Raw genomic sequence first — 20,854 nt, forward strand, 5'->3', positions numbered from 1 at the left:
TGGAGTCCTACGGCTCAGGTGCAGCGGCTGGTGGATCCTTCACCTCACACTGAAAGGCACCTGTGACCTCTGAAAAATCCAAGATGATCGCTGGCGAGCTCTACAACGCCAACGACCCCGAACTCACCGCCGACCGCATGCGCGCCCGCGCGCTATGCCACGGCATCAATCACACCCCCTCGGACGCCGCCGACGAGATCGCAGCGCTGATCGCGCAGCTGGTGCCAGCCGCACCGGCCAACGTGCAGATCACGCCGCCGTTCTATTGCGACTACGGCTACAACATCACGCTGGGCGAGGGCGCGTATTTCAACTTCAACTGCGTGGTGCTGGACGTGGCGCCCGTGCGCATCGGCGCCCGCACCCTCATGGGGCCGGGCGTGCAGATCTACACCGCGTCACACCCCATGTCGCCCGAGGAACGCGCCAAGGGGCTGGAGCTGGGGGTGCCGATCACCATTGGTGACGACGTGTGGATTGGCGGCGGCGCCATCATTTGCCCCGGCGTGACGATTGGCGATGGCGCGGTGATCGGCGCGGGCAGCGTGGTGACGCGCGATGTGCCGGCGCGGGTGTTTGCGGCGGGCAATCCGTGCCGGGTGGTGAAGCCGTTGGATCCGTTGGTGGTGTGAATGCGGTGGGAGGGGTTGAGGCCGCGGTGCCCCCAACCCCATGACGGTGATGGTCGGCGCGTTGCGCTTGCCTAACCCCGTTCGCCCTGAGCCTGTCGAAGGGCTGCCAATTGGGGGCGCGTGTGCCCTGGCTTCGACAAGCTCAGCCCGAACGGTTGGGGGTTGAGAGATGGGGTGTGCAGGCGTTTGAGCGCTGCCCAGGTGTCACCGACGCGAACTCACGCATTCGCCAACTGAAACCGCTGATCGAAATTCATCTTGCCAAGCACCCGCAGCGCTGCCGCACGCGTGGCGCTGTCCACCTTGCTGATGTCCAGGCTGTAGCGCTTGGCGGTGGACACCACGTCCACGCACTTGTGCCCCCACTGCACGGCCACGAGCAGGGTGGGGCGCTGGCCTGCCTCCACGCCACCCACCGACACGCCCCGTTGCTCGGGCCGCAGCATGAATTCAAGGTGCGGCGTGCGCGTGAGCGTGAGGCGGCTGGCGCCCATCGGACCCAGCGCGAACGAGACGACCCAGTCGTCTTCATCTTCCACGGTCAGAAACGGGACATGCTGGGGTGCTGCCATGGTGGGGCGTTGGTGGGTCTTTAAATGCTGGCGGGTTGCCAGGCTGGTAGCGCTGCCCGGGTTGCGGGCGGCAGCCAGTATGCCGTTGCAAGAGCTGTGCCGAGGGCGGGAGAACCCGAGGTTGGGCCTTTCCAACGGCGGCGGCGTGCGTGTCAGGCGGCTGCAAGCCAGGGCGTGTTTTGGCCGCGGGTGGCTTTCCGACGCCGGTGTACCGGCGATTTTTGAGTCAAATTGGCCGCCAGCGCTTGTTCTATAAGCGCTAGGCGCTATGTTTTGTATAGCAGACGGATTTTTAGCCCCCAGGTGGCGCTGCGGCCAGCGCCGTCGCCAGCTCGCCCACCGTTTGCAGCGCGGCTTCGAAGCGGCTCTGCGCCGGGTGCCCGTAGTTGATGCGCACGCAGTGGGCAAAGCGCCGGTCTGCCGAGAAGATCTGCCCAGGCGCCAGGCTGATGCCTTGCTGCAGTGCCTGGCGGTGCATTTGCAGGGCGTCGATCTGCGGCGGCAGCTCTACCCACAAAAAGTACCCGCCCTCGGGCTGCGAGACACGCGTGCCGGGCGGGAAGTGCCGGGCCACCGCCGCCAGCGCGATCGCCTGCTGCTGCGCCAGGCTGCGGCGCAATTGGCGCAGGTGCCGGTCGTAACCGCCCTGGGCCAGGTATTCGGACAGCGCCTGCTGCGACGGCGTGGCGGCCGAGAGCGTGGTCATGAGCTTGAGGCGCTGCACCGCCGTGGCAAACCGGCCCGCCGCCACCCAGCCCACGCGGTAGCCGGGCGCCAGGCTTTTGCTGAACGAGCTGCAGTGCATCACCAGGCCTTCGGTATCAAACGCCTTGGCCGGGGGCGGGCGGTGCGGGGCGAAGTGCAGCTCGCCGTACACGTCGTCTTCGATCAGCGGCACCTGGTGGCGGGCCAGCAGGGCGACCAGCTCGCGCTTTTTGGCTTCAGGCATCAGGCTACCCAAGGGGTTTTGAAAGCTGGGCATGAGCCAGCAGGCCTTGACCCGCTGGTGCGCTGGCTGGCGCTCCAGCGCCTCGGCCAGGGCGGCCAGGTCGATGCCGTCGCGCGGGTGGGTGGCAATTTCCAGCGCCTGCAGATTCAGCCGCTCCAGCGCCTGCAGCGCGGCGTAGAAGGTGGGGGATTCGACCACCACGATGTCGCCCGGCTGGGTGACGGCCTCCAGGCACAGGTTCAGGGCTTCCATCGCGCCGTTGGTGATGACGATCTGCTCCACGTCCACCGCGCTGCCGTGCAGGCCGTAGCGCAGCGCGATCTGCTGGCGCAGGCGTTCGTCGCCGGGCGGCAGGCTCTGCACGATGTTCCAGGGGTCGAGCTTGCGCATGCCGCTGGCCAGGCAGCGCGCCAGCCTATCCAACGGAAACAGCTCCAGCCCCGGGAAGGCCGAGCCCAGCGGCACCAGGTCGCGGTCGCGGGCCAGGCCCAGCACTTCGAACACCAGGTCGCTGATGGCCACGTCGGTGGAGGTGCGCGCGGGCTGCGAGGGCAGGGGCTCGGCGGGGCGCTGGCCTGCGGGGGGCAGCCGGTTGCTGACGTAGTAGCCCGAACGGGGCCGGGCGTGGATGAGGCCCTGCGCCTCCAGCAGGTAGTACGCCTCGAACACGGTGGACGGGCTGATGCCGCGTGTGCGGCTGGCCTCGCGCACGGACGGCACGCGGTCGCCCGGGCGCAGGGCGCCGCTGTGGATGAGCTGGGCGATGGCGTCGGCGTGGCGTTCGTAGCGTTTCATGCTGGAGGGGCTGGCGGTGCGAACCTGGGGGCGCGGGTTGCGGCGTTGATGCCGCGCAAACTGATCTGTATTTTTAACTGGAAACTGAATCTGTACTGTTTTGAAGCGCGGGCGTAGAGTTCTTTGTGTGGTGGTGTGCCGGTGCGCTGACAGACAGGCGCCCGCCGGCCGCCGACCCTTGACGACCCACCTAGAAGAAAAATCCCATGATTGACCGCCTGCGCCGCCTGCTGCGCCCTGTTTTTTGCCTGCCTGCCGGGGTGGCCTTTACCGCTGCCGGCGCTGTGGCTGCCATGGCTGCCATGGCTGTCAGCGTCGGCGCACTGGCGGCCCCGCCCGCAGCCATGGCGCCCACGGCGGCGTCAGCTGCAAGCCCTGGGGCTGCTGGTGCTGCGGCCCCTAGTTCCATGCCGGCCACCACCTCCGCCGCGTCCATGGCCTCGCGCGTGCTGGCCTGCACCGCCTGCCACGGCAAGGAAGGGCGGGCCACGCAGGAGGGCTACTTCCCGCGCATCGCCGGCAAGCCGGCGGGCTACCTGGCCAACCAGTTGCTCAACTTTCGCGACGGGCGGCGCAGCTACCCGCAGATGACCTACCTCATCGAGCACCTGACGGACGACTACCTCCGTGAAATGGCCGAGCACTTTGCCGCGCAAGATGTGCCGTACCCGCCGCCGCCCGCACCCCAGGCACCGGCCGCCGCACTGGAGCAGGGGCGCCGGCTGGTGCAGCAGGGCGACGCCGCGCGCCGCATCCCCGCCTGCGTGTCGTGCCACGGCAGCGCCATGACGGGCGTGGCGCCGTCCATCCCGGGCCTGCTGGGCCTGCCGCGTGACTATCTCAACAGCCAGCTGGGCGCCTGGAAGACTGGCCAGCGCCGCGCCCATGCGCCCGACTGCATGGCCGACATCGCCCGCCAGCTCACGCCCGACGATGTGAGCGCCGTGTCGGCCTGGCTGGCCGCCCAGCCGGTGGCCGGGGGCGGCAAGCCCGCGCGCACCCTGCCGGCCGCCATGCCCGCCCGCTGCGGCGGCGTGGCCGAGGTGCCCGTGGCTGCAGCGGCTGCAGCCACTGCAGCTCCTGCTGCTTCTTCACGTTGAGAAAGGATGCACCCATGAAACGCATCCTCTGGACCCTGTCTTCCACCCTGGCAGCTTTGGGTATCGTGGCCGCGGCGCTGGTCACCCTGAACCTGCGCGGCGAAGAGCCGCTGCCCGCTGGCGAGACGCTGCAGAGCACGCCCGCGCTGGTGGCGCGCGGCGAGTACCTGGCGCGCGTCGGCAACTGCATGGCCTGCCACACCACGCAGGGCGGGGCGCCGTTTGCGGGCGGGCGCGGCATCGAGACGCCCTTTGGCGTGGTGCACACCTCCAACATCACGCCCGACCCGGCGCAGGGCATCGGCAGCTGGACGTCGGGCGAGTTCTGGCGCGCCATGCACCATGGCCGCAGCAAGGACGGGCGGCTGCTCTACCCGGCGTTCCCGTACCCCAACTACACCCAGGTGGCGCGCGCGGATTCGGACGCCATCTTTGCGTACCTGCAGAGCGTGCCCCCCGCCAGCGAGCCGAACCGCGCACACGCGCTGCGATTTCCGTACAGCACGCAGGCGGCGCTGGGTGTGTGGCGTGCGCTGTTCTTTGCGCCGGGCGATGCCAGCACCGCTGCCGACGCCGCGCCCACAAAGACGGCGGAATACGACCGCGGCGCCTACCTGGTCAACGGCCTGGGCCATTGCACGGCCTGCCACACGCCGCGCAATGCGCTGGGCGCCACGGCCGACGCCAAGGCCTTCAACGGCGGGCTGATCCCGGTGCAGAACTGGTATGCCCCCGCGCTCAACGCGGCGGCCGAGGCGGGCGTGAAGGAATGGGCCACCGACGACGTGGTGGCCTTGCTGAAAACCGGCGTGGCCCCGCACGGGTCGGCGCTGGGCCCCATGGCCGAGGTGGTGTTCCGCAGCACGCAGTACCTGACCGATGCCGACGCGCGCGCCATGGCCGTGTACCTGCAGGCGCTGCCGCAGCAGGCCGCCCGCGCCACCCCGGCGCCCTACACAGCGCCACCCGCCGCCGCCATGGCACGGGGCGGCAAGGTGTACGAGCAGCAGTGCGCGCAATGCCACGGCGATGCAGGGCAGGGCCAGGCGGGCGCCTTCCCGGCGCTGGCGGGCAACCGCGCCGTGCTGCTGGCCGACCCGACCAACGTGGTGCGGGTGGTGCTGCAGGGCGGCTACCTGCCCGCCACGGCCGGCAATCCGCGCCCGCACGGCATGCCGCCGTTTCAGCAAACGCTGGGCGACGAGGACGTGGCGGCGGTGACCACCTTTGTGCGCAACAGCTGGGGCAACCGGGCGCCCGGTGTGGGTACCATCGAGGTTTATCGCGCCCGCGAGCGGCGCGGTTTGTAGCCCCCGCCGTTTGCCGCCCTGGCAACCGGCCCGGGCGGACGACCCAGGAGTTGCATTGATGGAAAGCCCGGCTGTGCTGCCCGACCCCGCCTCTGGGGCACCTGCACTGAACAACACTGCTGCCACGGCGTCAGCCCCATCCACAGCCCGCTGGTGGGCGGTGTGCCTGTGCGCCGGGTGGTGTGGCACCTGCCGGGACTACCGGCCTCTGTTCGACGAGCTTGCCCGGGCGCATCCTGAAGTGCGTTTTGAGTGGGTGGACATCGAGGACGAATCCGAGATCGCAGGTGATCTGGATGTGGAAACTTTCCCCACTTTGCTGATTGGTCGCGACCGCACCGCGCTCTTTTTAGGGCCGCTGCTGCCGCAGGCGCCAGTGCTGGGGCGGCTGCTGACCAGCCTGCAGGCGGGCGCGCAGGGCGGCGCGGGCACGGGTGGCGAAGCGCAGGATGTGTTTGAGCGGGTGCTGGAAGCGCGGGGTGGCTGATGTTCTGGGGGCGTTTGCCGGCCCACGGATGCCCGGCGGCTGCTCGCCCCGCGGTAGCGCGAGTCCAAGGCTGTCGGCCCATAGTGACTGCGGCCGCGATCAACAATCAGTGCCTGGCCCCAATCGCTATCACTGTTGTAGCTGGTTGCGCTGATCGGCCGTGCGCCAGAGGCCTTTTTGGGCCCTGGATCTGCGGTTGCGGCCGGCCGGCGCGAGGCCGGGGCCCGCATGGCCGCTGGGTTTGCGCGTTTCGGCGCGTAGAGGCAACAGTGACGCCACGGTTTGCCTTGGCAAATCAAGGCTTTGCAGGCTACAATACGAGTCTCACGACCAAACGGGCGGGTACCAACCGCCCGTTTTTTTTGGTCGAACGCTTTTGGAGCTCGAAGCTGTCGGAGAAGAGTCTCCGGGGGTTATCGGGTTTTTTGTTTTGGACTTGCGCAAACAGGGGTGCACCGAAGTGCCTTCACGGGATGGGCGGCTCGCCCGGTCTTGAATTGCGCAAGTTGTGTGGTGTTTTACCGGGATTGAACTGAACACGTGGCATTGCAGCAAGTCGTTGAACAAATAGTGACGGGCCTGGGATATGACCTGGTGGAGATCGAGCGCTCCGCCGGGGGGCTGCTGCGTGTCACCATCGACTTGCCCTGGGTGCAGCCGGCCGCCGATGCGCCCGCGCCCCTGGTGGAGCAGTATGTCACCGTCGAGGATTGCGAGAAGGTCACGCGCCAGCTGCAGTTTGCGCTGGAAGTCGATGGCGTCGAGTACAAGCGCCTTGAAGTGTCCTCGCCCGGCATCGACCGTCCCCTGCGCCACGACCAGGACTTCGTGCGTTTCGAAGGCTCGGTCATCGACATCACATTGAGGGCGCCGATCGGCGCAGCAGGCGGCGGGCAAGTCAACGCCACCCGCAAAAAATTTCGCGGCACGCTCGAGCGGGCCGACAACGGCGGATGGCAGATCGTCTGGAGCGAAGAGCCCCCCGTGAAACCAGGTCAAAAAGTCAGCAAGAAACGCGTGCCTGCTCCGTTGCAGGCCATGGGCTTCACCCTGGATGAAATCCGGGACGCCCGTCTGGCCCCCATTGTGGATTTCAAGGGGCGCGCGGGCAAGGCTGGGTCAGCACCTGCCCCTGCTGCTGAATAAATGGGGCAGGGCTGCACTGCGCAGCCACCGCCCTCAGGTGATTGAAATAGGAGAGTCGTCGCATGAATCGCGAATTGTTGATGTTGGTTGAGGCCATTTCACGCGAGAAGAACGTGGAGCGTGATGTGGTCTTGGGCGCCGTAGAGTCGGCCCTGGCCCAGGCTACCAAGAAGCTGTACCAGGGCGAGGTGGACATTCGCGTGTCCGTGGATCGCGACAGCGGCAACTATGAGACTTTCCGCCGCTGGCTCGTTGTGCCCGACGATGCCGGTCTGCAGAACCCTGAAGCCGAAGAACTGCTCATGGATGCGAAGGATCGCATCGCCGACATCGAAGTCGGTGAGTACATCGAAGAAGGCGTCGAGTCCGTCCCGATCGGCCGCATTGGCGCCATGGCGGCCAAGCAGGTCATCCTGCAGAAGATCCGCGACGCCGAGCGCGAAATGCTGCTCAACGACTTCATGTCGCGCGGCGAACGCATCTTTACCGGCACCGTCAAGCGCATGGACAAGGGCGACATCATTGTCGAGTCCGGCCGTGTCGAAGGCCGCCTGCGCCGTGGCGAGATGATTCCCAAGGAAAACCTGCGCAGCGGCGACCGCGTGCGGGCCATGATCATGGAAGTGGATTTGACGCTGCGGGGTGCGCCCATCATCCTGTCGCGCTCGGCGCCTGAGTTCATGATCGAGCTCTTCCGCCACGAAGTGCCTGAGATCGAACAAGGCCTCCTGGAGATCAAGAGCTGCGCCCGCGACCCCGGTTCGCGCGCCAAGATTGCGGTGCTGTCGCACGACAAGCGCGTGGACCCCATCGGTACCTGCGTCGGCGTGCGCGGCACCCGTGTGAACGCCGTGACCAACGAACTCGCTGGCGAACGCGTAGACATCGTGCTGTGGTCCGAAGACCCGGCCCAGTTCGTGATCGGTGCGCTGGCTCCTGCCAACGTCTCGTCCATCGTGGTGGATGAAGAAAAGCACGCCATGGATGTGGTGGTGGACGAGGAAAACCTCGCCATCGCCATCGGCCGCGGTGGCCAGAACGTGCGCCTCGCGTCCGATCTGACCGGCTGGAAGATCAACATCATGGACGCCGCCGAAAGCGCGCAAAAGCTGGCCAGCGAAACCGACACGGCCCGCAAGCTGTTCATGGAAAAGCTGGATGTGGACGAGGAAATCGCCGACATCCTGATCTCCGAAGGCTTCAATAGCCTGGAAGAAGTGGCCTATGTGCCGCTCCAGGAAATGCTGGAGATCGAGTCTTTCGACGAAGACACCGTCAACGAGCTGCGTGCCCGCGCCAAGGATGCGCTGCTCACGATGGAAATCGCCCGTGAAGAGAGCGTGGAAGAGGTCTCGCAAGACCTGCGCGATCTTGAAGGCCTCACGCCGGAGCTGATTTCCAAGTTGGCTGAAGGCGGTGTGCACACACGTGACGACCTGGCCGATCTGGCCATTGATGAACTGACCGACCTGACCGGACAGTCTGAAGAAGATGCCAAAGCCTTGATCATGAAGGCGCGCGAACACTGGTTCGCGGGGCAGCAAGAGTAAGGGTCAGGGAGGCACGAACCATATATGTCCAGTAATACTGTCGCCGAGTTCGCAACCGAACTCAAGAAATCGCCTGAAACCCTGCTCGACCAGCTCAAGGCTGCCGGCGTGGGCAAGGGTGCACCGTCTGACGCATTGACCGAGTCGGACAAGCAAAAGCTGCTTGCCTACCTGCAGGCCAGCCACGGCACGGCTTCGGCCGATCGCAAGAAGATCACACTGGTGAAGAAGTCCACCAGCGAGATCAAGCAAGCCGATGCCAGCGGCAAGGCCCGCACGATCCAGGTGGAAGTGCGCAAGAAGCGCACCTTCATTCAGCGCGACGAAGGTGCCGAGGCAACTGCCGAGTCGGCAGCTTCCGCGGTCGAAGAGTCCGCTGTGTCGAGCGAAGATCTTGACCTGGCGCGCCGTGAGGAAGAAGCCCGCCGCCAGGCCGAGCTGATCCGCCGCCAGGAGACCGAGCTGGCGGAGAAACGCGCCGAACGCGAAGCCCGCGAGCAGCGCGAGCGCGAAGCCGAAGAACGCGCCAACGCCTACGCCGCCCAGGAAGCCGACAAAAAGGCCCAGGCGTCTGCCGTCAAGCAGGAAGCCACCCGCGAACAAGCTGCCGAGACCGCCGCGCGCAATGCTGCGCAGGTTGAAGCACGCGAGAAGGCCGCTGCAGAATCGAAGGCACGCGCCGACGAAGAAACTGCCCGCGCCACCGATCTCGATGCCCGCCGCCGCAAGGCCGAGGCCGAAGCTGCTGCAATCCGCTCGATGATGGCCACGCCCAAGAAGGCGGTCATGGTCGCGAAGAAGCCCGAAGAACCCAAGCCAGCCGTCAAGCCGGCTGCCGTGGGCGACGCCAAGAAGGGCACGCTGCACAAGCCGGCCGTGGGTACGGGTGTGGCGCGCGCAGGTGCCGCTACAACCACCGGTGCCGGTGCGCCGGGCGCAGGCAAGGAAGTGAAGTCGGCCAAGCTGTCCTCCAGCTGGGCCAACGACACCGCCAAGAAGAAAGAAATCAAGACCCGCGGCGACAGCAGCGGGGGTGTGGGCCGCAACAACTGGCGCGGGGGCCCGCGTGGCCGCCGCGGCGACAACCGCGATCACCGTGACGACCACCAGCAGGTGGCGCCGGTCGAAGCCCGCATCATCGAAGTGCACGTGCCAGAGACCATCACGGTGGCCGAGCTCGCGCACAAGATGTCGATCAAGGCCAATGAAGTCATCAAGGCCTTGATGAAGATGGGCCAGATGGTCACCATCAACCAGCCGCTGGACCAGGACACCGCCATGATCATGGTGGAAGAAATGGGCCACAAGGCAGTGGTGGCGGCGCTGGACGATCCAGAAGCCTTCACCGACGACGATTCGGCGCAACAAGACGTCGAACTGCTGCCGCGGGCTCCAGTCGTGACCGTGATGGGCCACGTCGACCACGGCAAGACCTCGCTGCTGGATTACATCCGCCGTGCCAAGGTGGCCGCGGGCGAAGCCGGCGGTATCACGCAGCACATTGGTGCCTACCACGTGGAAACACCACGCGGCATGGTGTCGTTCCTCGATACCCCCGGTCACGAGGCCTTCACGGCCATGCGTGCCCGTGGTGCCCAGGCCACCGACATCGTGATTCTGGTCGTGGCTGCCGATGACGGCGTCATGCCCCAGACCAAGGAAGCCATCAAGCACGCCAAGGCGGCAGGTGTTCCTATCGTGGTGGCCATCACCAAGGCCGACAAGCCTGACGCCAATTTCGAACGCGTCAAGCAGGAGCTGGTGGTGGAGCAGGTGGTGCCTGAAGAATACGGTGGTGAGTCGCCCTTCGTGCCGGTGTCTTCCAAGACCGGCATGGGCATCGACACGCTGCTCGAGCAGGTGCTGCTCCAGGCTGAAATTCTGGAACTGAAGGCGCCTGTCGCATCGCTGGCCAAGGGCCTCGTGATCGAAGCCCAGCTCGACAAGGGCCGCGGCCCGGTTGCCACGGTGCTGGTGCAGTCCGGCACGCTCAAGGTCGGCGACATCGTGCTGGCTGGCCAGACCTATGGCCGCGTGCGTGCCATGCTGGACGAAAACGGCAAGGTCGCCAAGACGGCAGGCCCGTCGATCCCGGTCGAAATCCAGGGTCTGACGGAAGTGCCTCAGGCAGGCGACGAATTCATGGTGCTCACGGACGAACGCCGTGCCCGTGAAATCGCGACCTACCGTGCGGGCAAGTTCCGCAACACCAAGCTGGCGAAGCAACAAGCCGCCAAGCTCGAGAACATGTTTGCCGATATGACGGCGGGCGAAGTGAAGATGCTGCCCATCATCGTCAAGGCCGACGTGCAGGGTTCGCAGGAAGCGCTCGCCCAGTCGCTGCTCAAGCTCTCGACCGAAGAGGTCAAGGTCCAGCTGGTGTACGCCGCAGTGGGCGCCATCAGCGAGTCCGACATCAACCTGGCGATTGCCTCCAAGGCCATTGTGATCGGCTTCAACGTGCGGGCTGATGCCGGTGCGCGCAAGCTGGCCGAGAACAATGGCGTGGATCTGCACTACTACAGCATCATTTACGACGCTGTGGACGAGCTGCGTGTGGCGATGTCCGGCATGCTGGCACCAGAGCAACGCGAAGAGATCATCGGTACGGCCGAAATCCGTACGGTGTTCGTGGCGACCAAGATCGGCACGATTGCCGGTTCGTACATCACCTCGGGCATGGTCCATCGCAACGCACGCTTCCGCCTGCTGCGCGAAAACGTGGTGGTCTACACGGGCGAAGTCGATTCGATCAAGCGCCTCAAGGACGATGTCCGGGATGTCAAGGAAGGCTTTGAGTGCGGTATCAAGCTCAAGAACTACAGCGACATCAAGGAAGGCGATCAACTCGAGTTCTTTGACATCAAGGAAATCGCACGGACGCTGTAAGGCGACCGCTACGACGACAGAGCGACATGGCTGCAAAGAAGTCCGCTACCCCCAACCGCGCCTTCAAGGTCGCCGATCAGATCCAGCGCGATCTGACGGAGCTGATCGCGCGCGAGTTGAAAGACCCGCGCGTGGGCATGGTGACGCTGCAGGGCGTGGAGGTGACTCCGGACTACGCCCATGCCAAGGTGTTCTTCAGCCTGCTGACGGGCGACCCGGTGGAAACACAGGCCGCACTGAACCAGGCTGCGGGCTTCCTGCGCAATGGCTTGTTCAAGCGCTTGCACATCCACACCGTGCCTACGCTGCACTTCGTGTTTGACCGCACCTCCGAGCGTGCGGCCGACATGAACGCCTTGATTGCCAAGGCCGTTTCTTCGCGCGCCAAAGAGGACTAGCACCATGAACGCGCCACGCACCAGGGTGCAGCGGCGCCCTGTGCATGGGGTGTTGCTGCTCGACAAGCCACTGGGTCTTTCCAGCAACGATGCGTTGCAGAAGGCCAAGTGGTTGCTGCGCGCCGAAAAAGCGGGCCACACTGGCACGCTGGATCCGCTGGCGACGGGCGTCTTGCCGCTGTGCTTTGGTGCGGCGACAAAATTCAGCCAGTTGCAGCTCGACGCCGCCAAGACCTACGAGGCCGTGGCCTTGCTCGGCACCACCACCACGACGGGCGATGCCGAAGGCGATGTGCTGGAGCGCCGAGAGGTCGACCCAACACAGCTCACGCCCGAGCGGCTGGCCGCCGTGCAGCAGCAGTTCACCGGCCCGATCCGCCAGGTGCCTCCCATGCACAGTGCGCTCAAGAAGGACGGCAAGGCGCTGTACGAGTACGCGCGTGCAGGCGTGACGGTGGAGCGCGAAGCGCGCGACGTCATCATTCATGCATTAAAAGTGACCCTGGCGCAAGCTGAGCAAGGGTTGGTAGCTATTAAATTGGTAGTGACCTGCAGCAAGGGCACGTACATCCGCACCCTGGGCGAGGACATCGGTGCCGCGTTGGGCTGCGGGGCGCACCTCACGTTTTTGCGCCGCATCGACACCGGTGGCATTGGCATAGAGCGCTGCGTCACGCTGGCTGAACTGGAAGCCATGCCCGAGGAAGACCGCCTTGCGAGCCTGGAGGCGCCGGAATCCCTGCTGGCGCAACATGTGCGTGTCACGCTGGACAGCGAGAATGCCGCTCGTTTCCTGTCGGGCGTGCGCCGCCGCGGGGCCTGGCCAGACGCCAGCGCCGTGGCGGTTTTCGGAGAGCATCCCCCGGCGCTGCTGGGTGTGGGCCACATCGTTGGCGGGGAGCTGGTGCCCGACAGGCTCCTGAGTCCGCTGGAAATTCAACAAATTTTGGAAGGCACGCCGCTCCTAGAAGCCAGCGGCACATTGGAAAAACTATGACTAAACAAATCCGCAACATCGCGATCATTGCCCACGTTGACCATGGCAAAACCACCATGGTCGACCAGCTGCTGCGCCAGTCCGGCACCTTCGCCGACCACGAAAAAGTCGTCGACACCGTGATGGACAACAACGCGATTGAAAAAGAGCGTGGCATCACCATCCTGGCCAAGAACTGCGCCGTGAGCTGGAAGGATACGCACATCAACATCGTGGACACCCCCGGTCACGCGGACTTCGGCGGTGAAGTGGAGCGTGCGCTGTCCATGGTCGACAGCGTGGTGCTGCTGATCGACGCGCAAGAGGGCCCCATGCCCCAGACGCGTTTCGTGACCAAGAAGGCCCTGGCCCTGGGCCTGCGCCCCATCCTGGTCGTGAACAAGGTGGACAAGCCTGGTGCCAACCCCGACAAGGTCGTGAACGCCGCGTTCGATCTGTTCGACAAGCTCGGTGCCACCGACGAACAACTCGACTTCCCCGTGGTGTACGCCTCGGGCATCAACGGCTGGTCGTCGCTCGAAGAAGGCGCGCCTGGCGAGCAGTGGGGCCCCGACATGTCGGCCCTGTTCGACACCATCCTGAGCCACGTTCCGCCGAACACGGGTGACCCAGCCGCTCCGCTGCAACTGCAGATCTCGGCGCTGGACTTCTCCACCTTCGTCGGCCGCATTGGTGTGGGCCGCATCAGCCAAGGCACCGTCAAGCCCGGTCAGGACGTGCTGGTGATGGAAGGCCCCGAGGGCAAGAGCATCAAGGGCCGCGTGAACCAGGTACTGACCTTCCAAGGTCTGGACCGCATGCAGACTCCCCTGGCCGGCCCTGGCGACATCGTGCTGATCAACGGCATCGAAGGTATCGGTATCGGCGTGACCGTGACCGACCCCGCCAACCCCGCGCCGCTGCCCATGCTGAAGGTGGACGAGCCCACGCTGACCATGAACTTCTGCGTGAACACCTCGCCACTGGCAGGCCGTGAAGGCAAGTTCGTGACCAGCCGCCAGATCTGGGACCGCCTGCAAAAGGAACTGCAGCACAACGTGGCACTGCGTGTGTCCGAGACCGACGAAGAAGGCATCTTCGAAGTCATGGGTCGCGGTGAACTGCACTTGACCATCCTGTTGGAAAACATGCGCCGTGAAGGCTACGAGCTGGCTGTGTCCAAGCCCCGCGTGGTGTTCAAAATGGTCAACGGCGAGAAGCACGAGCCTATCGAACTGGTGACCGTCGACATCGAAGAAGGCCACCAGGGTGGTGTGATGCAAGCCCTGGGCGAGCGCAAGGGCGAGCTGGTGAACATGGAGCCGGACGGCCGTGGCCGCGTGCGCCTGGAGTACCGCATTCCTGCGCGGGGCCTGATCGGCTTCACGAATGAATTTCTGAACCTGACCCGCGGTTCGGGCTTGATCGCCAACATTTTCGACTGCTACGAGGCGCATAAGGGCGACATCGGCGGCCGCAAGAATGGTGTGCTGATCTCCATGGACGACGGTGAAATCTTCACCTACGCCCTGGGCAAGCTCGACGACCGCGGCCGCATGTTCGTGAAGGCGAACGACCCCGTGTACGAAGGCATGATTGTGGGTATCCACAGCCGTGACAACGACCTGATCGTGAACGCGACGCGCACCAAGCAGCTGACCAACTTCCGCGTGTCCGGCAAGGAAGACGCGATCAAGATCACGCCGCCTATCGACGCCACGCTGGAATACGCGGTGGAATTTATCGAGGACGACGAGCTGGTCGAAATCACGCCCAAGTCGATCCGCATCCGCAAGCGGTTCCTGACTGAAAACGAGCGCAAGCGCGCAGGCCGTTCTTGAGCTGCCTGAGTCGCTGACTCGCCAAGGCAGGGGAACCCGGTTCCCGTCTGCCGCCTGAAGGGCCACTGTTGCTACGCTGTGGCCCTTTTTGCCATTTCGCTGCGCCTCAATCCACGATGCCTTTGCTGAAACTCACCCATTCCCGCGCTGTCGTGTTGATGGTGGCAGTCACCCTGATGTGGTCAATTGCCGGCGTGGTCACGCGCCACCTGGAGCACGCGCGCAGCTTCGAGGTGACGTTCTGGCGCAGTTTTTTCACGCTGGTGGCGCTGCTTTTCATCCTGCCGCTGATGCAGGGGCGGGCGGTGTTTGCATCGATGCGCAAAAGCGGCCGCGCGCTGTGGATTTCGGGGGTGTGCTGGAGTGTGATGTTCACCGCCTTCATGGTGGCGCTGGTGCTGATGCCCGTGGCCAATGTGCTGGTCACGATGGCGGTGGGGCCGCTGCTGACGGCGCTGTTTGCACGCATCTTCATCGGCCACCACATCGCGCCGCGCACCTGGGGCGCCATCGCCGTGGCGGGTATCGGCATCGGCTGGATGTACGGGTCACAAATGGCAGGCCTGCCGCTGGCCGGGACTCTGGTGGCCTTGTGCGTGCCGATTGCAGCGGCCATCAACTGGACGGTGGTGCAGCATTCGCAGCGCCACGGCCACTCGGTGGACCTGGTGCCTGCCGTGCTGGTGGGGGCGGTGATCTCGGTGGTGGCCACGCTGCCGCTGGCCTTGCCGCTGCAGGCGTCTCGGCACGACCTGGTGTTGCTGGCCGTGTTGGGCGTGGTGCAACTGGCCGTGCCCTGTGTGCTGGCCGTGCGCTGCGGCCGCGTGCTCAAAGCGCCCGAGATGGCGCTGCTGGGCCTGCTGGAGGTGGTTTTTGGGATCTTGCTGGCATGGCTGGGCGCGGGCGAAGAGCCCAGTGCAGCGGTGCTGACCGGCGGCGTGCTGGTGATCGGTGCGCTGGTGTTTAACGAAGTACTCGGCTTTAAGGAACAAAAATGACGGAGACCGTGGTGGCAGAGGTTCTGAACGAAGTGCGCGGCCAGGTGGGGTTCATTACCCTGAACCGCCCGCGCGCCCTCAACGCGTTGTCGCTGGGCATGGTGCGCGATTTGATGCGCATCCTGCTCGAGTGGCAAAACGACGCGGGTGTGGTGGCGGTGGCCATCCGTGGCAGCAACAAGGAAGGGCCGTTTGGCGCTTTTTGCGCAGGCGGCGACATCCGCTTTTTGCACCAGGCCGGCAGCCAGGGCAACCCGCAGCTCGAAGATTTCTTCACCGAGGAATACGCCCTTAACCACCTGATTCACAACTACGCAAAGCCCTATATCGCGTTCATGGATGGCATCGTGATGGGTGGCGGAATGGGCATCAGCCAGGGCGCTGCACTGCGGGTGGTGACCGAGCGCACCAAGATGGCCATGCCCGAGACGGCGATCGGTTTGTTTCCGGATGTGGGGGGCGGCTATTTCCTAAGCCGTTGCCCAGGCCGTGTGGGCGAGTGGCTGGCGCTGACTGGCGACACGATCGGCGCTGGCGACGCCATCGAGTGCAGCTTGGCGGACGGGTTTCTTTCTTCAGACCAGCTGGCGGCCGTGTGGGATGCACTGGCCACCCAGAGTTTTGCAGACGGCGCGGCCGTCAAAAACTATGTTGATTCAAAATTGATAGCTAAAAATTCAGACCTATCAAACGCTAGAGACCAAATAGACCACTATTTTGCGCTGCCGAGCGTGGCGGAGATCGTCGCGGCACTCGAAGCCGCCGACAGTGACTGGGCGCGCAGTGCGGCCGCCACGCTGCGCAAGCGCTCGCCCCTGATGCTGCATGTGGTGCTGGAGCAGGTCCGCCGCGCGCGCGACATGGGCTTGGCAGAAGACTTGCGCATGGAGCGCGACATGGTGCGCCACTGCTTTTATTTGCGCCCTGGTCAGAGCGAAACGGTAGAGGGCATCCGGGCGCTGGCGGTGGACAAGGACCACGCGCCGAAATGGAACCCTGCGCGCATCGAAGAGGTGACACCGCTGATGGTGGCGCCGTTCTTCGTGAGCCCCTGGCCAGCGCATTCGCATCCGTTGGCGGCGTTGGCCTGAGGTCGTGCCGTCCAGGCTGATCAGCTTGGGCTGTGTAGAAGCTCGGCGATGGGTAAAGGTCCGCTTGCGTGCATCGGCTGCCGCTGCCCACCGCGAGGCGGTAGCCGCGGGCGGCCAGCAAGCCGGCTGCGGCGAGCCTCTGAGGGGCCCCCCCGCCGCCGTGAACTCGCCCACGGGCCTGAGCACACTCAACGGCTTCTGCTTTTCATCGCGCGTTCCACTTCGCGCTTGCCTTCGCGGTCCTTGATGGTGTCGCGCTTGTCGTGCTCGGCCTTGCCCTTGGCCAGGGCGATCTCGCACTTCACATAGCCGTTTTTCCAATGCAGGTTCAGCGGCACCAGCGTGTAGCCCTTTTGCTCAACCTTGACGATCAGGTGCTTGATGTCGTCCTTCTTGAGCAGCAGCTTCTTGGTGCGGATGGCATCGGGGTTTACGTGGGTCGAAGCGGTCTTGAGCGGGTTGATCTGGCAACCCAGCAAGAACAGCTCGCCATCGCGAATGAGCACGTAGCCATCGGTCAGCTGCACCTTGCCTTCGCGCAGCGCCTTTACTTCCCAGCCGTACAGGACCATGCCTGCTTCGTGGCGTTCTTCAAAGAAATAGTTGTAGGCCGCTTTCTTGTTGTCGGCAATGCGGGACGTAGGATCGGGTTTCTTGGCCATGGGGTTAAAGCTTTGATATGTTTTGCGTGCCCGCTAAAGCTGGCGAAAAGCCTCGCATCCAGCCGCTGGATGCGGTGCAGTATGAATGCTGCGAGCAGACTGTCGTAACGTCGCGGGTCTTTGCTCCGCTTTCCTCATGGATCGGCCTTGCCGGTGCGTGACCGCATACAACGTCCAATGGATGGATTTGTCGGCACGCTGTGGGTTGGTCGGTCACCGGTTTTGGTCCACAACGTGGGCGTCGGTGCAGGCAAGCTCTAGATGCGGCGCAAACGGGGAGATAAAAGGCCTCCCTACAATGTTGTCGTCTCGCCCTCGCGATTCTAATTTCTCCGGCTTGACCGATCAGCCCCCAAGCCCCGCCTGCATGAAAACCGTCAACAAGTCCGTCCTTATTTGGTACAGCCCCGAAGAAATGTTTGCCCTCGTTACCGCGGTGGAACAGTACCCCCAGTTTTTACCCTGGTGCGACCACGCCGCAGTGTTGGAGAGCACCACTGAGGGAATGACTGCCGAGGTGGGCATTTCGTTCAGCGGCCTTCGCCAGACTTTTGTGACCCGGAACACGCACGAAGCGAGCAGGCGAGTGCAGATGCATCTGGTCAAAGGGCCCTTTTCGCGGCTCGATGGCGACTGGCACTTCCACCCGGTGGGCGATGGAAGCCAGCGCGCCTGCAAGGTGGAGCTGCTGCTGCACTACGGCTTTGACAGCGCAGCCCTGGCCGCGTTGGTCGGCCCGGTGTTTGACCGCATCGCCGGCAGCATGGTCGATGCGTTTGTGAAGCGCGCCGAACAGGTGTATGGCTGAGGCAGATTCGTCTTCCCCCGCGCCGCCATCGGCACCGGCACCGGCGCACACCACGCTGCAAGTCACCGTGGTGGTTTGTGTCGCTCCGCGGGAGCTGCGCGAACAGGTGATCGATCTGCCGGTGGGTGCTACCGTGCAAGACGCGTTGAAGGCTGCGGGCGCCGATGCGTCCATGGTCCAAAGCGGTAGCCAATCGCCCGAAGTGGGCATCTGGGGGCGGCGTGTGGAGCTTGGCGCAGCCCTTAGGCACCAGGACCGGGTAGAGGTCTACAGGCCCTTGAAGGTCGACCCCAAGGTGGCCCGGCGTGAGCGTTTTGCGCGACAGGGCGCACGCTCGACCGGCCTGTTTGCCCGGCAGCGCCCGGGCGGCAAGTCTGGTTATTGATAGCGTCAGCACCGGCGCCGGTGTGGGCGCTGCGTTGCTGTACTACACCATCAGCGCGCGCAGTCTGCCGCGATGATGCCGTCCAGGCGCTTGGTTTCAGCCGTGCGGCCTGTATCGTCCAGGAAGATGCGCTCACCCTGTGCATTGGTCTGAGTGATGGGCCGGCCGGAGTCAAATGCGCTGCGGGCCTGGCGGGCGCGGGTGCAGTTATCAGCCTTGGCCTTGGCCAGCTTTTGCTCCTCCGCCTTTTTCTTCGCAGCCTCGGCTGCTTCGGCCTGGGCTTTTTTCTCCTCCAGGGCCTTGTCTTTGCCCGCACCCGGAGCGCTGGCTCCAGGCCTGGGCGCGGAAGCTGCCGGTGCCGAAGCTGGTGCCGTGGCTTGAGCACCGTCTACTGGTGTGGGCGCCGAAGTGACGCGGGGGGCTGAGCCGCCCGGCTGTTTGAGGATGTTCTTTTCGGAGATTTCCTGTGGAGGCGGCCGATCGCTGAAGACCTTGCGGCCATCCTTGTCGATCCACTGCCATTGCGCTGTGGCGCCCATGGCCCAGGTGCAGGCCACGGCCAGCAGGAGAAGCTTGTGCATTTTCATGCAAACAAGTTTAGCCGCCCGGCTTGCCCGCGACCAGTGCTTCGGATGGGTGGACCCTTTCACGCGACGAATGACGCGGCCGCCAAGCGGGTGACGGGTGACTGGCGTCTTTCCACAACCCACGCTCTGATCGCGTAGTCAATCTGCCACACGCTGCGCGGGTACAATCCGTCTTTTGGAGCTTTCTCATGCGCCTTCTTGGAAAAGCGCTCACCTTCGACGATGTGTTGCTGGTGCCAGCGTACTCCCAGGTCCTGCCCAAGGACACGTCCCTCGCGACGAAACTCTCCCGTAACATCCAGCTGAACCTGCCTCTCGTGTCCGCCGCCATGGACACCGTGACCGAGGCGCGTCTGGCCATTGCCATTGCCCAGGAGGGCGGCATCGGCATCGTGCACAAGAACCTTACGGCGCAGGAGCAGGCCGCCCAGGTGGCCAAGGTCAAGCGCTACGAATCCGGCGTGCTGCGCGACCCCGTGGTCATCACCCCCGAGCACACCGTGCTGCAGGTGCTGCAGCTGTCCGAGCAACTGGGCATCTCGGGCTTCCCGGTGTGCGACGGCGGCAAGGTGGTGGGTATCGTCACCGGCCGCGACCTGCGCTTCGAGACGCGCTACGACGTCAAGGTCCACCAGATCATGACTCCGCGCGAAAAGCTGGTCACCGTCAATGAGAAGGAGGGCACCTCGCCCGCCCAGGCCAAGGCGCTGCTCAACAAGCACAAGCTCGAGCGCATCCTGGTTGTCAACGACGACTTCGAGCTCAAGGGCGTGATCACCGTCAAGGACATCACCAAGCAGACCAGCTTCCCCAACGCCGCACGAGACAGCGCCGGCCGACTGCGCGTAGGCGCGGCAGTGGGCGTGGGCGAAGGCACCGAAGAGCGCGTCGAAGCCCTGGTCAAGGCCGGTGTGGACGCCATCGTGGTCGACACCGCCCACGGCCACAGCAAGGGCGTGATCGAGCGCGTGCGCTGGGTCAAGCAGAACTACCCGCAGGTAGACGTCATCGGCGGCAACATCGCCACCGGCGCGGCTGCGCTGGCCCTGGTCGAGGCGGGTGCCGACGCCGTCAAGGTCGGTATCGGCCCGGGCTCCATCTGCACCACGCGCATCGTGGCCGGTGTGGGCGTGCCCCAGATCATGGCCATCGACAACGTCGCCACCGCCCTCCGTGGCACCGGCGTGCCGCTGATCGCGGACGGCGGCGTGCGCTACAGCGGCGACATCGCCAAGGCCCTCGCCGCAGGCGCGAGCACCATCATGATGGGCGGCATGTTCGCAGGCACCGAAGAAGCCCCTGGCGAAGTCATCCTGTACCAAGGCCGCAGCTACAAGAGCTACCGTGGCATGGGCAGCATTGGCGCCATGCAGCAAGGCAGCGCCGACCGCTACTTCCAGGAGTCGACCACCGGCAATCCTAATGCCGACAAGCTCGTACCCGAGGGCATCGAAGGCCGCGTGCCCTACAAGGGCTCCATGGTCTCCATCGTGTTCCAGATGGCGGGTGGCGTGCGCGCCGCCATGGGCTACTGCGGTTGCGCCACCATCGACGACATGAACAACAAGGCCGAGTTTGTCGAGATCACCACCGCCGGCATCCGCGAAAGCCACGTGCACGACGTGCAGATCACCAAGGAAGCGCCCAACTACCGCGCTGACTGAAGGTGAGTCACCTA

At 64.9% G+C, this 20,854-nt stretch carries 19 protein-coding genes; 15 read left to right on the forward strand and 4 right to left on the reverse strand.

Annotated elements, in window-relative coordinates; all coding sequences use genetic code 11:
• Window positions 1–62: 62 nt before the first annotated feature.
• Window positions 63–632, forward strand: coding sequence for a sugar O-acetyltransferase (locus ACSQ3Q_RS09830; RefSeq protein ID WP_436134206.1), 570 nt, complete (start codon window positions 63–65; stop codon window positions 630–632).
• Between the two features lie 218 nt (window positions 633–850).
• Here the strand turns inward: ACSQ3Q_RS09830 and ACSQ3Q_RS09835 are convergent, their stop codons facing one another.
• Both ACSQ3Q_RS09835 and ACSQ3Q_RS09840 read right to left on the reverse strand, forming a co-directional pair.
• Window positions 851–1,204: a hypothetical protein gene (locus tag ACSQ3Q_RS09835; RefSeq protein WP_436134207.1), complete on the reverse strand. Its 354-nt coding sequence runs from the start codon at window positions 1,202–1,204 to the stop codon at window positions 851–853.
• Between the two features lie 292 nt (window positions 1,205–1,496).
• Window positions 1,497–2,948, reverse strand: a complete 1,452-nt coding sequence (locus ACSQ3Q_RS09840; protein ID WP_436134208.1) for a PLP-dependent aminotransferase family protein — start codon at window positions 2,946–2,948, stop codon at window positions 1,497–1,499.
• A 206-nt stretch (window positions 2,949–3,154) separates the two neighbouring features.
• Between ACSQ3Q_RS09840 and ACSQ3Q_RS09845 the strand changes: the two genes are divergently transcribed.
• The 11 genes from ACSQ3Q_RS09845 to ACSQ3Q_RS09895 all read left to right on the forward strand — a co-directional run bounded on the left by ACSQ3Q_RS09845 (window position 3,155) and on the right by ACSQ3Q_RS09895 (window position 16,734).
• Window positions 3,155–4,048 carry a c-type cytochrome gene (locus tag ACSQ3Q_RS09845; RefSeq protein ID WP_436134209.1) on the forward strand — a complete coding sequence of 298 codons (894 nt, stop codon included), beginning with the start codon at window positions 3,155–3,157 and terminating at the stop codon, window positions 4,046–4,048.
• A 14-nt stretch (window positions 4,049–4,062) separates the two neighbouring features.
• On the forward strand, window positions 4,063–5,358 hold the full coding sequence (locus ACSQ3Q_RS09850) for a c-type cytochrome (RefSeq protein WP_436134210.1): 1,296 nt from the start codon (window positions 4,063–4,065) through the stop codon (window positions 5,356–5,358).
• 58 nt (window positions 5,359–5,416) lie between these two features.
• A complete protein-coding gene (locus tag ACSQ3Q_RS09855; protein ID WP_436134211.1) occupies window positions 5,417–5,845 on the forward strand; it encodes a thioredoxin family protein in 429 nt (142 codons plus the stop codon).
• 540 nt (window positions 5,846–6,385) lie between these two features.
• On the forward strand, window positions 6,386–6,991 hold the full coding sequence (gene rimP, locus ACSQ3Q_RS09860) for a ribosome maturation factor RimP (RefSeq protein WP_436134212.1): 606 nt from the start codon (window positions 6,386–6,388) through the stop codon (window positions 6,989–6,991).
• 62 nt (window positions 6,992–7,053) lie between these two features.
• Complete coding sequence (gene nusA, locus ACSQ3Q_RS09865; protein WP_436134213.1) at window positions 7,054–8,541, forward strand: transcription termination factor NusA; 1,488 nt, start codon at window positions 7,054–7,056, stop codon at window positions 8,539–8,541.
• A gap of 24 nt (window positions 8,542–8,565) precedes the next feature.
• Window positions 8,566–11,430, forward strand: coding sequence for a translation initiation factor IF-2 (infB, locus tag ACSQ3Q_RS09870; RefSeq protein ID WP_436134214.1), 2,865 nt, complete (start codon window positions 8,566–8,568; stop codon window positions 11,428–11,430).
• Window positions 11,431–11,456: 26 nt separating this feature from the next.
• The gene (rbfA, locus tag ACSQ3Q_RS09875; protein WP_056645684.1) at window positions 11,457–11,828 is read left to right on the forward strand and encodes a 30S ribosome-binding factor RbfA; all 372 of its coding nucleotides are present in this window, start codon (window positions 11,457–11,459) and stop codon (window positions 11,826–11,828) included.
• 4 nt (window positions 11,829–11,832) lie between these two features.
• Entirely contained in the window at window positions 11,833–12,825 is a 993-nt protein-coding gene (truB, locus tag ACSQ3Q_RS09880; protein ID WP_436134215.1) for a tRNA pseudouridine(55) synthase TruB, read from the forward strand.
• Window positions 12,822–14,645, forward strand: a complete 1,824-nt coding sequence (gene typA / locus ACSQ3Q_RS09885; protein WP_436134216.1) for a translational GTPase TypA — start codon at window positions 12,822–12,824, stop codon at window positions 14,643–14,645. The genes truB and typA overlap by 4 nt, the downstream gene beginning before the upstream one ends.
• A 116-nt stretch (window positions 14,646–14,761) precedes the next feature.
• Window positions 14,762–15,643 (forward strand): DMT family transporter, encoded by an 882-nt coding sequence (locus ACSQ3Q_RS09890; protein ID WP_436134217.1) that lies wholly within the window; start codon window positions 14,762–14,764, stop codon window positions 15,641–15,643.
• A complete protein-coding gene (locus ACSQ3Q_RS09895) occupies window positions 15,640–16,734 on the forward strand; it encodes an enoyl-CoA hydratase/isomerase family protein (protein ID WP_436134218.1) in 1,095 nt (364 codons plus the stop codon). Before ACSQ3Q_RS09890 ends, ACSQ3Q_RS09895 begins: the two co-directional genes overlap by 4 nt.
• 188 nt (window positions 16,735–16,922) lie before the next feature.
• Here ACSQ3Q_RS09895 and smpB read toward each other — a convergent pair whose 3' ends face one another.
• Complete coding sequence (gene smpB / locus ACSQ3Q_RS09900) at window positions 16,923–17,396, reverse strand: SsrA-binding protein SmpB (protein ID WP_436134219.1); 474 nt, start codon at window positions 17,394–17,396, stop codon at window positions 16,923–16,925.
• 367 nt (window positions 17,397–17,763) lie between these two features.
• On the opposite strand from smpB, the gene ACSQ3Q_RS09905 reads away from it, so the two are divergent.
• The gene (locus tag ACSQ3Q_RS09905) at window positions 17,764–18,204 is read left to right on the forward strand and encodes a type II toxin-antitoxin system RatA family toxin (RefSeq protein WP_436134220.1); all 441 of its coding nucleotides are present in this window, start codon (window positions 17,764–17,766) and stop codon (window positions 18,202–18,204) included.
• Window positions 18,197–18,589: an RnfH family protein gene (locus ACSQ3Q_RS09910; RefSeq protein WP_436134221.1), complete on the forward strand. Its 393-nt coding sequence runs from the start codon at window positions 18,197–18,199 to the stop codon at window positions 18,587–18,589. Before ACSQ3Q_RS09905 ends, ACSQ3Q_RS09910 begins: the two co-directional genes overlap by 8 nt.
• Window positions 18,590–18,639: 50 nt before the next feature.
• Here the strand turns inward: ACSQ3Q_RS09910 and ACSQ3Q_RS09915 are convergent, their stop codons facing one another.
• Window positions 18,640–19,176 carry a DUF4124 domain-containing protein gene (locus tag ACSQ3Q_RS09915; RefSeq protein ID WP_436134222.1) on the reverse strand — a complete coding sequence of 179 codons (537 nt, stop codon included), beginning with the start codon at window positions 19,174–19,176 and terminating at the stop codon, window positions 18,640–18,642.
• 188 nt (window positions 19,177–19,364) lie between these two features.
• Between ACSQ3Q_RS09915 and guaB the strand changes: the two genes are divergently transcribed.
• The gene (gene guaB / locus ACSQ3Q_RS09920) at window positions 19,365–20,840 is read left to right on the forward strand and encodes an IMP dehydrogenase (RefSeq protein WP_436134223.1); all 1,476 of its coding nucleotides are present in this window, start codon (window positions 19,365–19,367) and stop codon (window positions 20,838–20,840) included.
• The last annotated feature ends 14 nt before the right edge of the window (window positions 20,841–20,854 follow it).

It is taken from the genome of Acidovorax sp. LjRoot129, from assembly GCF_964253765.1.
Lineage (GTDB): Bacteria > Pseudomonadota > Gammaproteobacteria > Burkholderiales > Burkholderiaceae_C > Acidovorax.

Bases quoted from the DNA above. Each gene is read 5' to 3' on its own strand.
- ACSQ3Q_RS09845 (WP_436134209.1), top strand. From the start codon at position 3,155: ATGATTGACCGCCTGCGCCGCCTGCTGCGCCCTGTTTTTTGCCTGCCT.
- ACSQ3Q_RS09850 (WP_436134210.1), top strand. From the start codon at position 4,063: ATGAAACGCATCCTCTGGACCCTGTCTTCCACCCTGGCAGCTTTGGGT.
- ACSQ3Q_RS09855 (WP_436134211.1), top strand. From the start codon at position 5,417: ATGGAAAGCCCGGCTGTGCTGCCCGACCCCGCCTCTGGGGCACCTGCA.
- ACSQ3Q_RS09905 (WP_436134220.1), top strand. From the start codon at position 17,764: ATGAAAACCGTCAACAAGTCCGTCCTTATTTGGTACAGCCCCGAAGAA.
- infB (WP_436134214.1), top strand. From the start codon at position 8,566: ATGTCCAGTAATACTGTCGCCGAGTTCGCAACCGAACTCAAGAAATCG.
- ACSQ3Q_RS09895 (WP_436134218.1), top strand. From the start codon at position 15,640: ATGACGGAGACCGTGGTGGCAGAGGTTCTGAACGAAGTGCGCGGCCAG.
- typA (WP_436134216.1), top strand. From the start codon at position 12,822: ATGACTAAACAAATCCGCAACATCGCGATCATTGCCCACGTTGACCAT.
- nusA (WP_436134213.1), top strand. From the start codon at position 7,054: ATGAATCGCGAATTGTTGATGTTGGTTGAGGCCATTTCACGCGAGAAG.
- ACSQ3Q_RS09910 (WP_436134221.1), top strand. From the start codon at position 18,197: ATGGCTGAGGCAGATTCGTCTTCCCCCGCGCCGCCATCGGCACCGGCA.
- truB (WP_436134215.1), top strand. From the start codon at position 11,833: ATGAACGCGCCACGCACCAGGGTGCAGCGGCGCCCTGTGCATGGGGTG.
- ACSQ3Q_RS09835 (WP_436134207.1), bottom strand. From the start codon at position 1,204: ATGGCAGCACCCCAGCATGTCCCGTTTCTGACCGTGGAAGATGAAGAC.
- ACSQ3Q_RS09890 (WP_436134217.1), top strand. From the start codon at position 14,762: ATGCCTTTGCTGAAACTCACCCATTCCCGCGCTGTCGTGTTGATGGTG.
- ACSQ3Q_RS09915 (WP_436134222.1), bottom strand. From the start codon at position 19,176: ATGAAAATGCACAAGCTTCTCCTGCTGGCCGTGGCCTGCACCTGGGCC.
- ACSQ3Q_RS09840 (WP_436134208.1), bottom strand. From the start codon at position 2,948: ATGAAACGCTACGAACGCCACGCCGACGCCATCGCCCAGCTCATCCAC.
- guaB (WP_436134223.1), top strand. From the start codon at position 19,365: ATGCGCCTTCTTGGAAAAGCGCTCACCTTCGACGATGTGTTGCTGGTG.
- smpB (WP_436134219.1), bottom strand. From the start codon at position 17,396: ATGGCCAAGAAACCCGATCCTACGTCCCGCATTGCCGACAACAAGAAA.
- rbfA (WP_056645684.1), top strand. From the start codon at position 11,457: ATGGCTGCAAAGAAGTCCGCTACCCCCAACCGCGCCTTCAAGGTCGCC.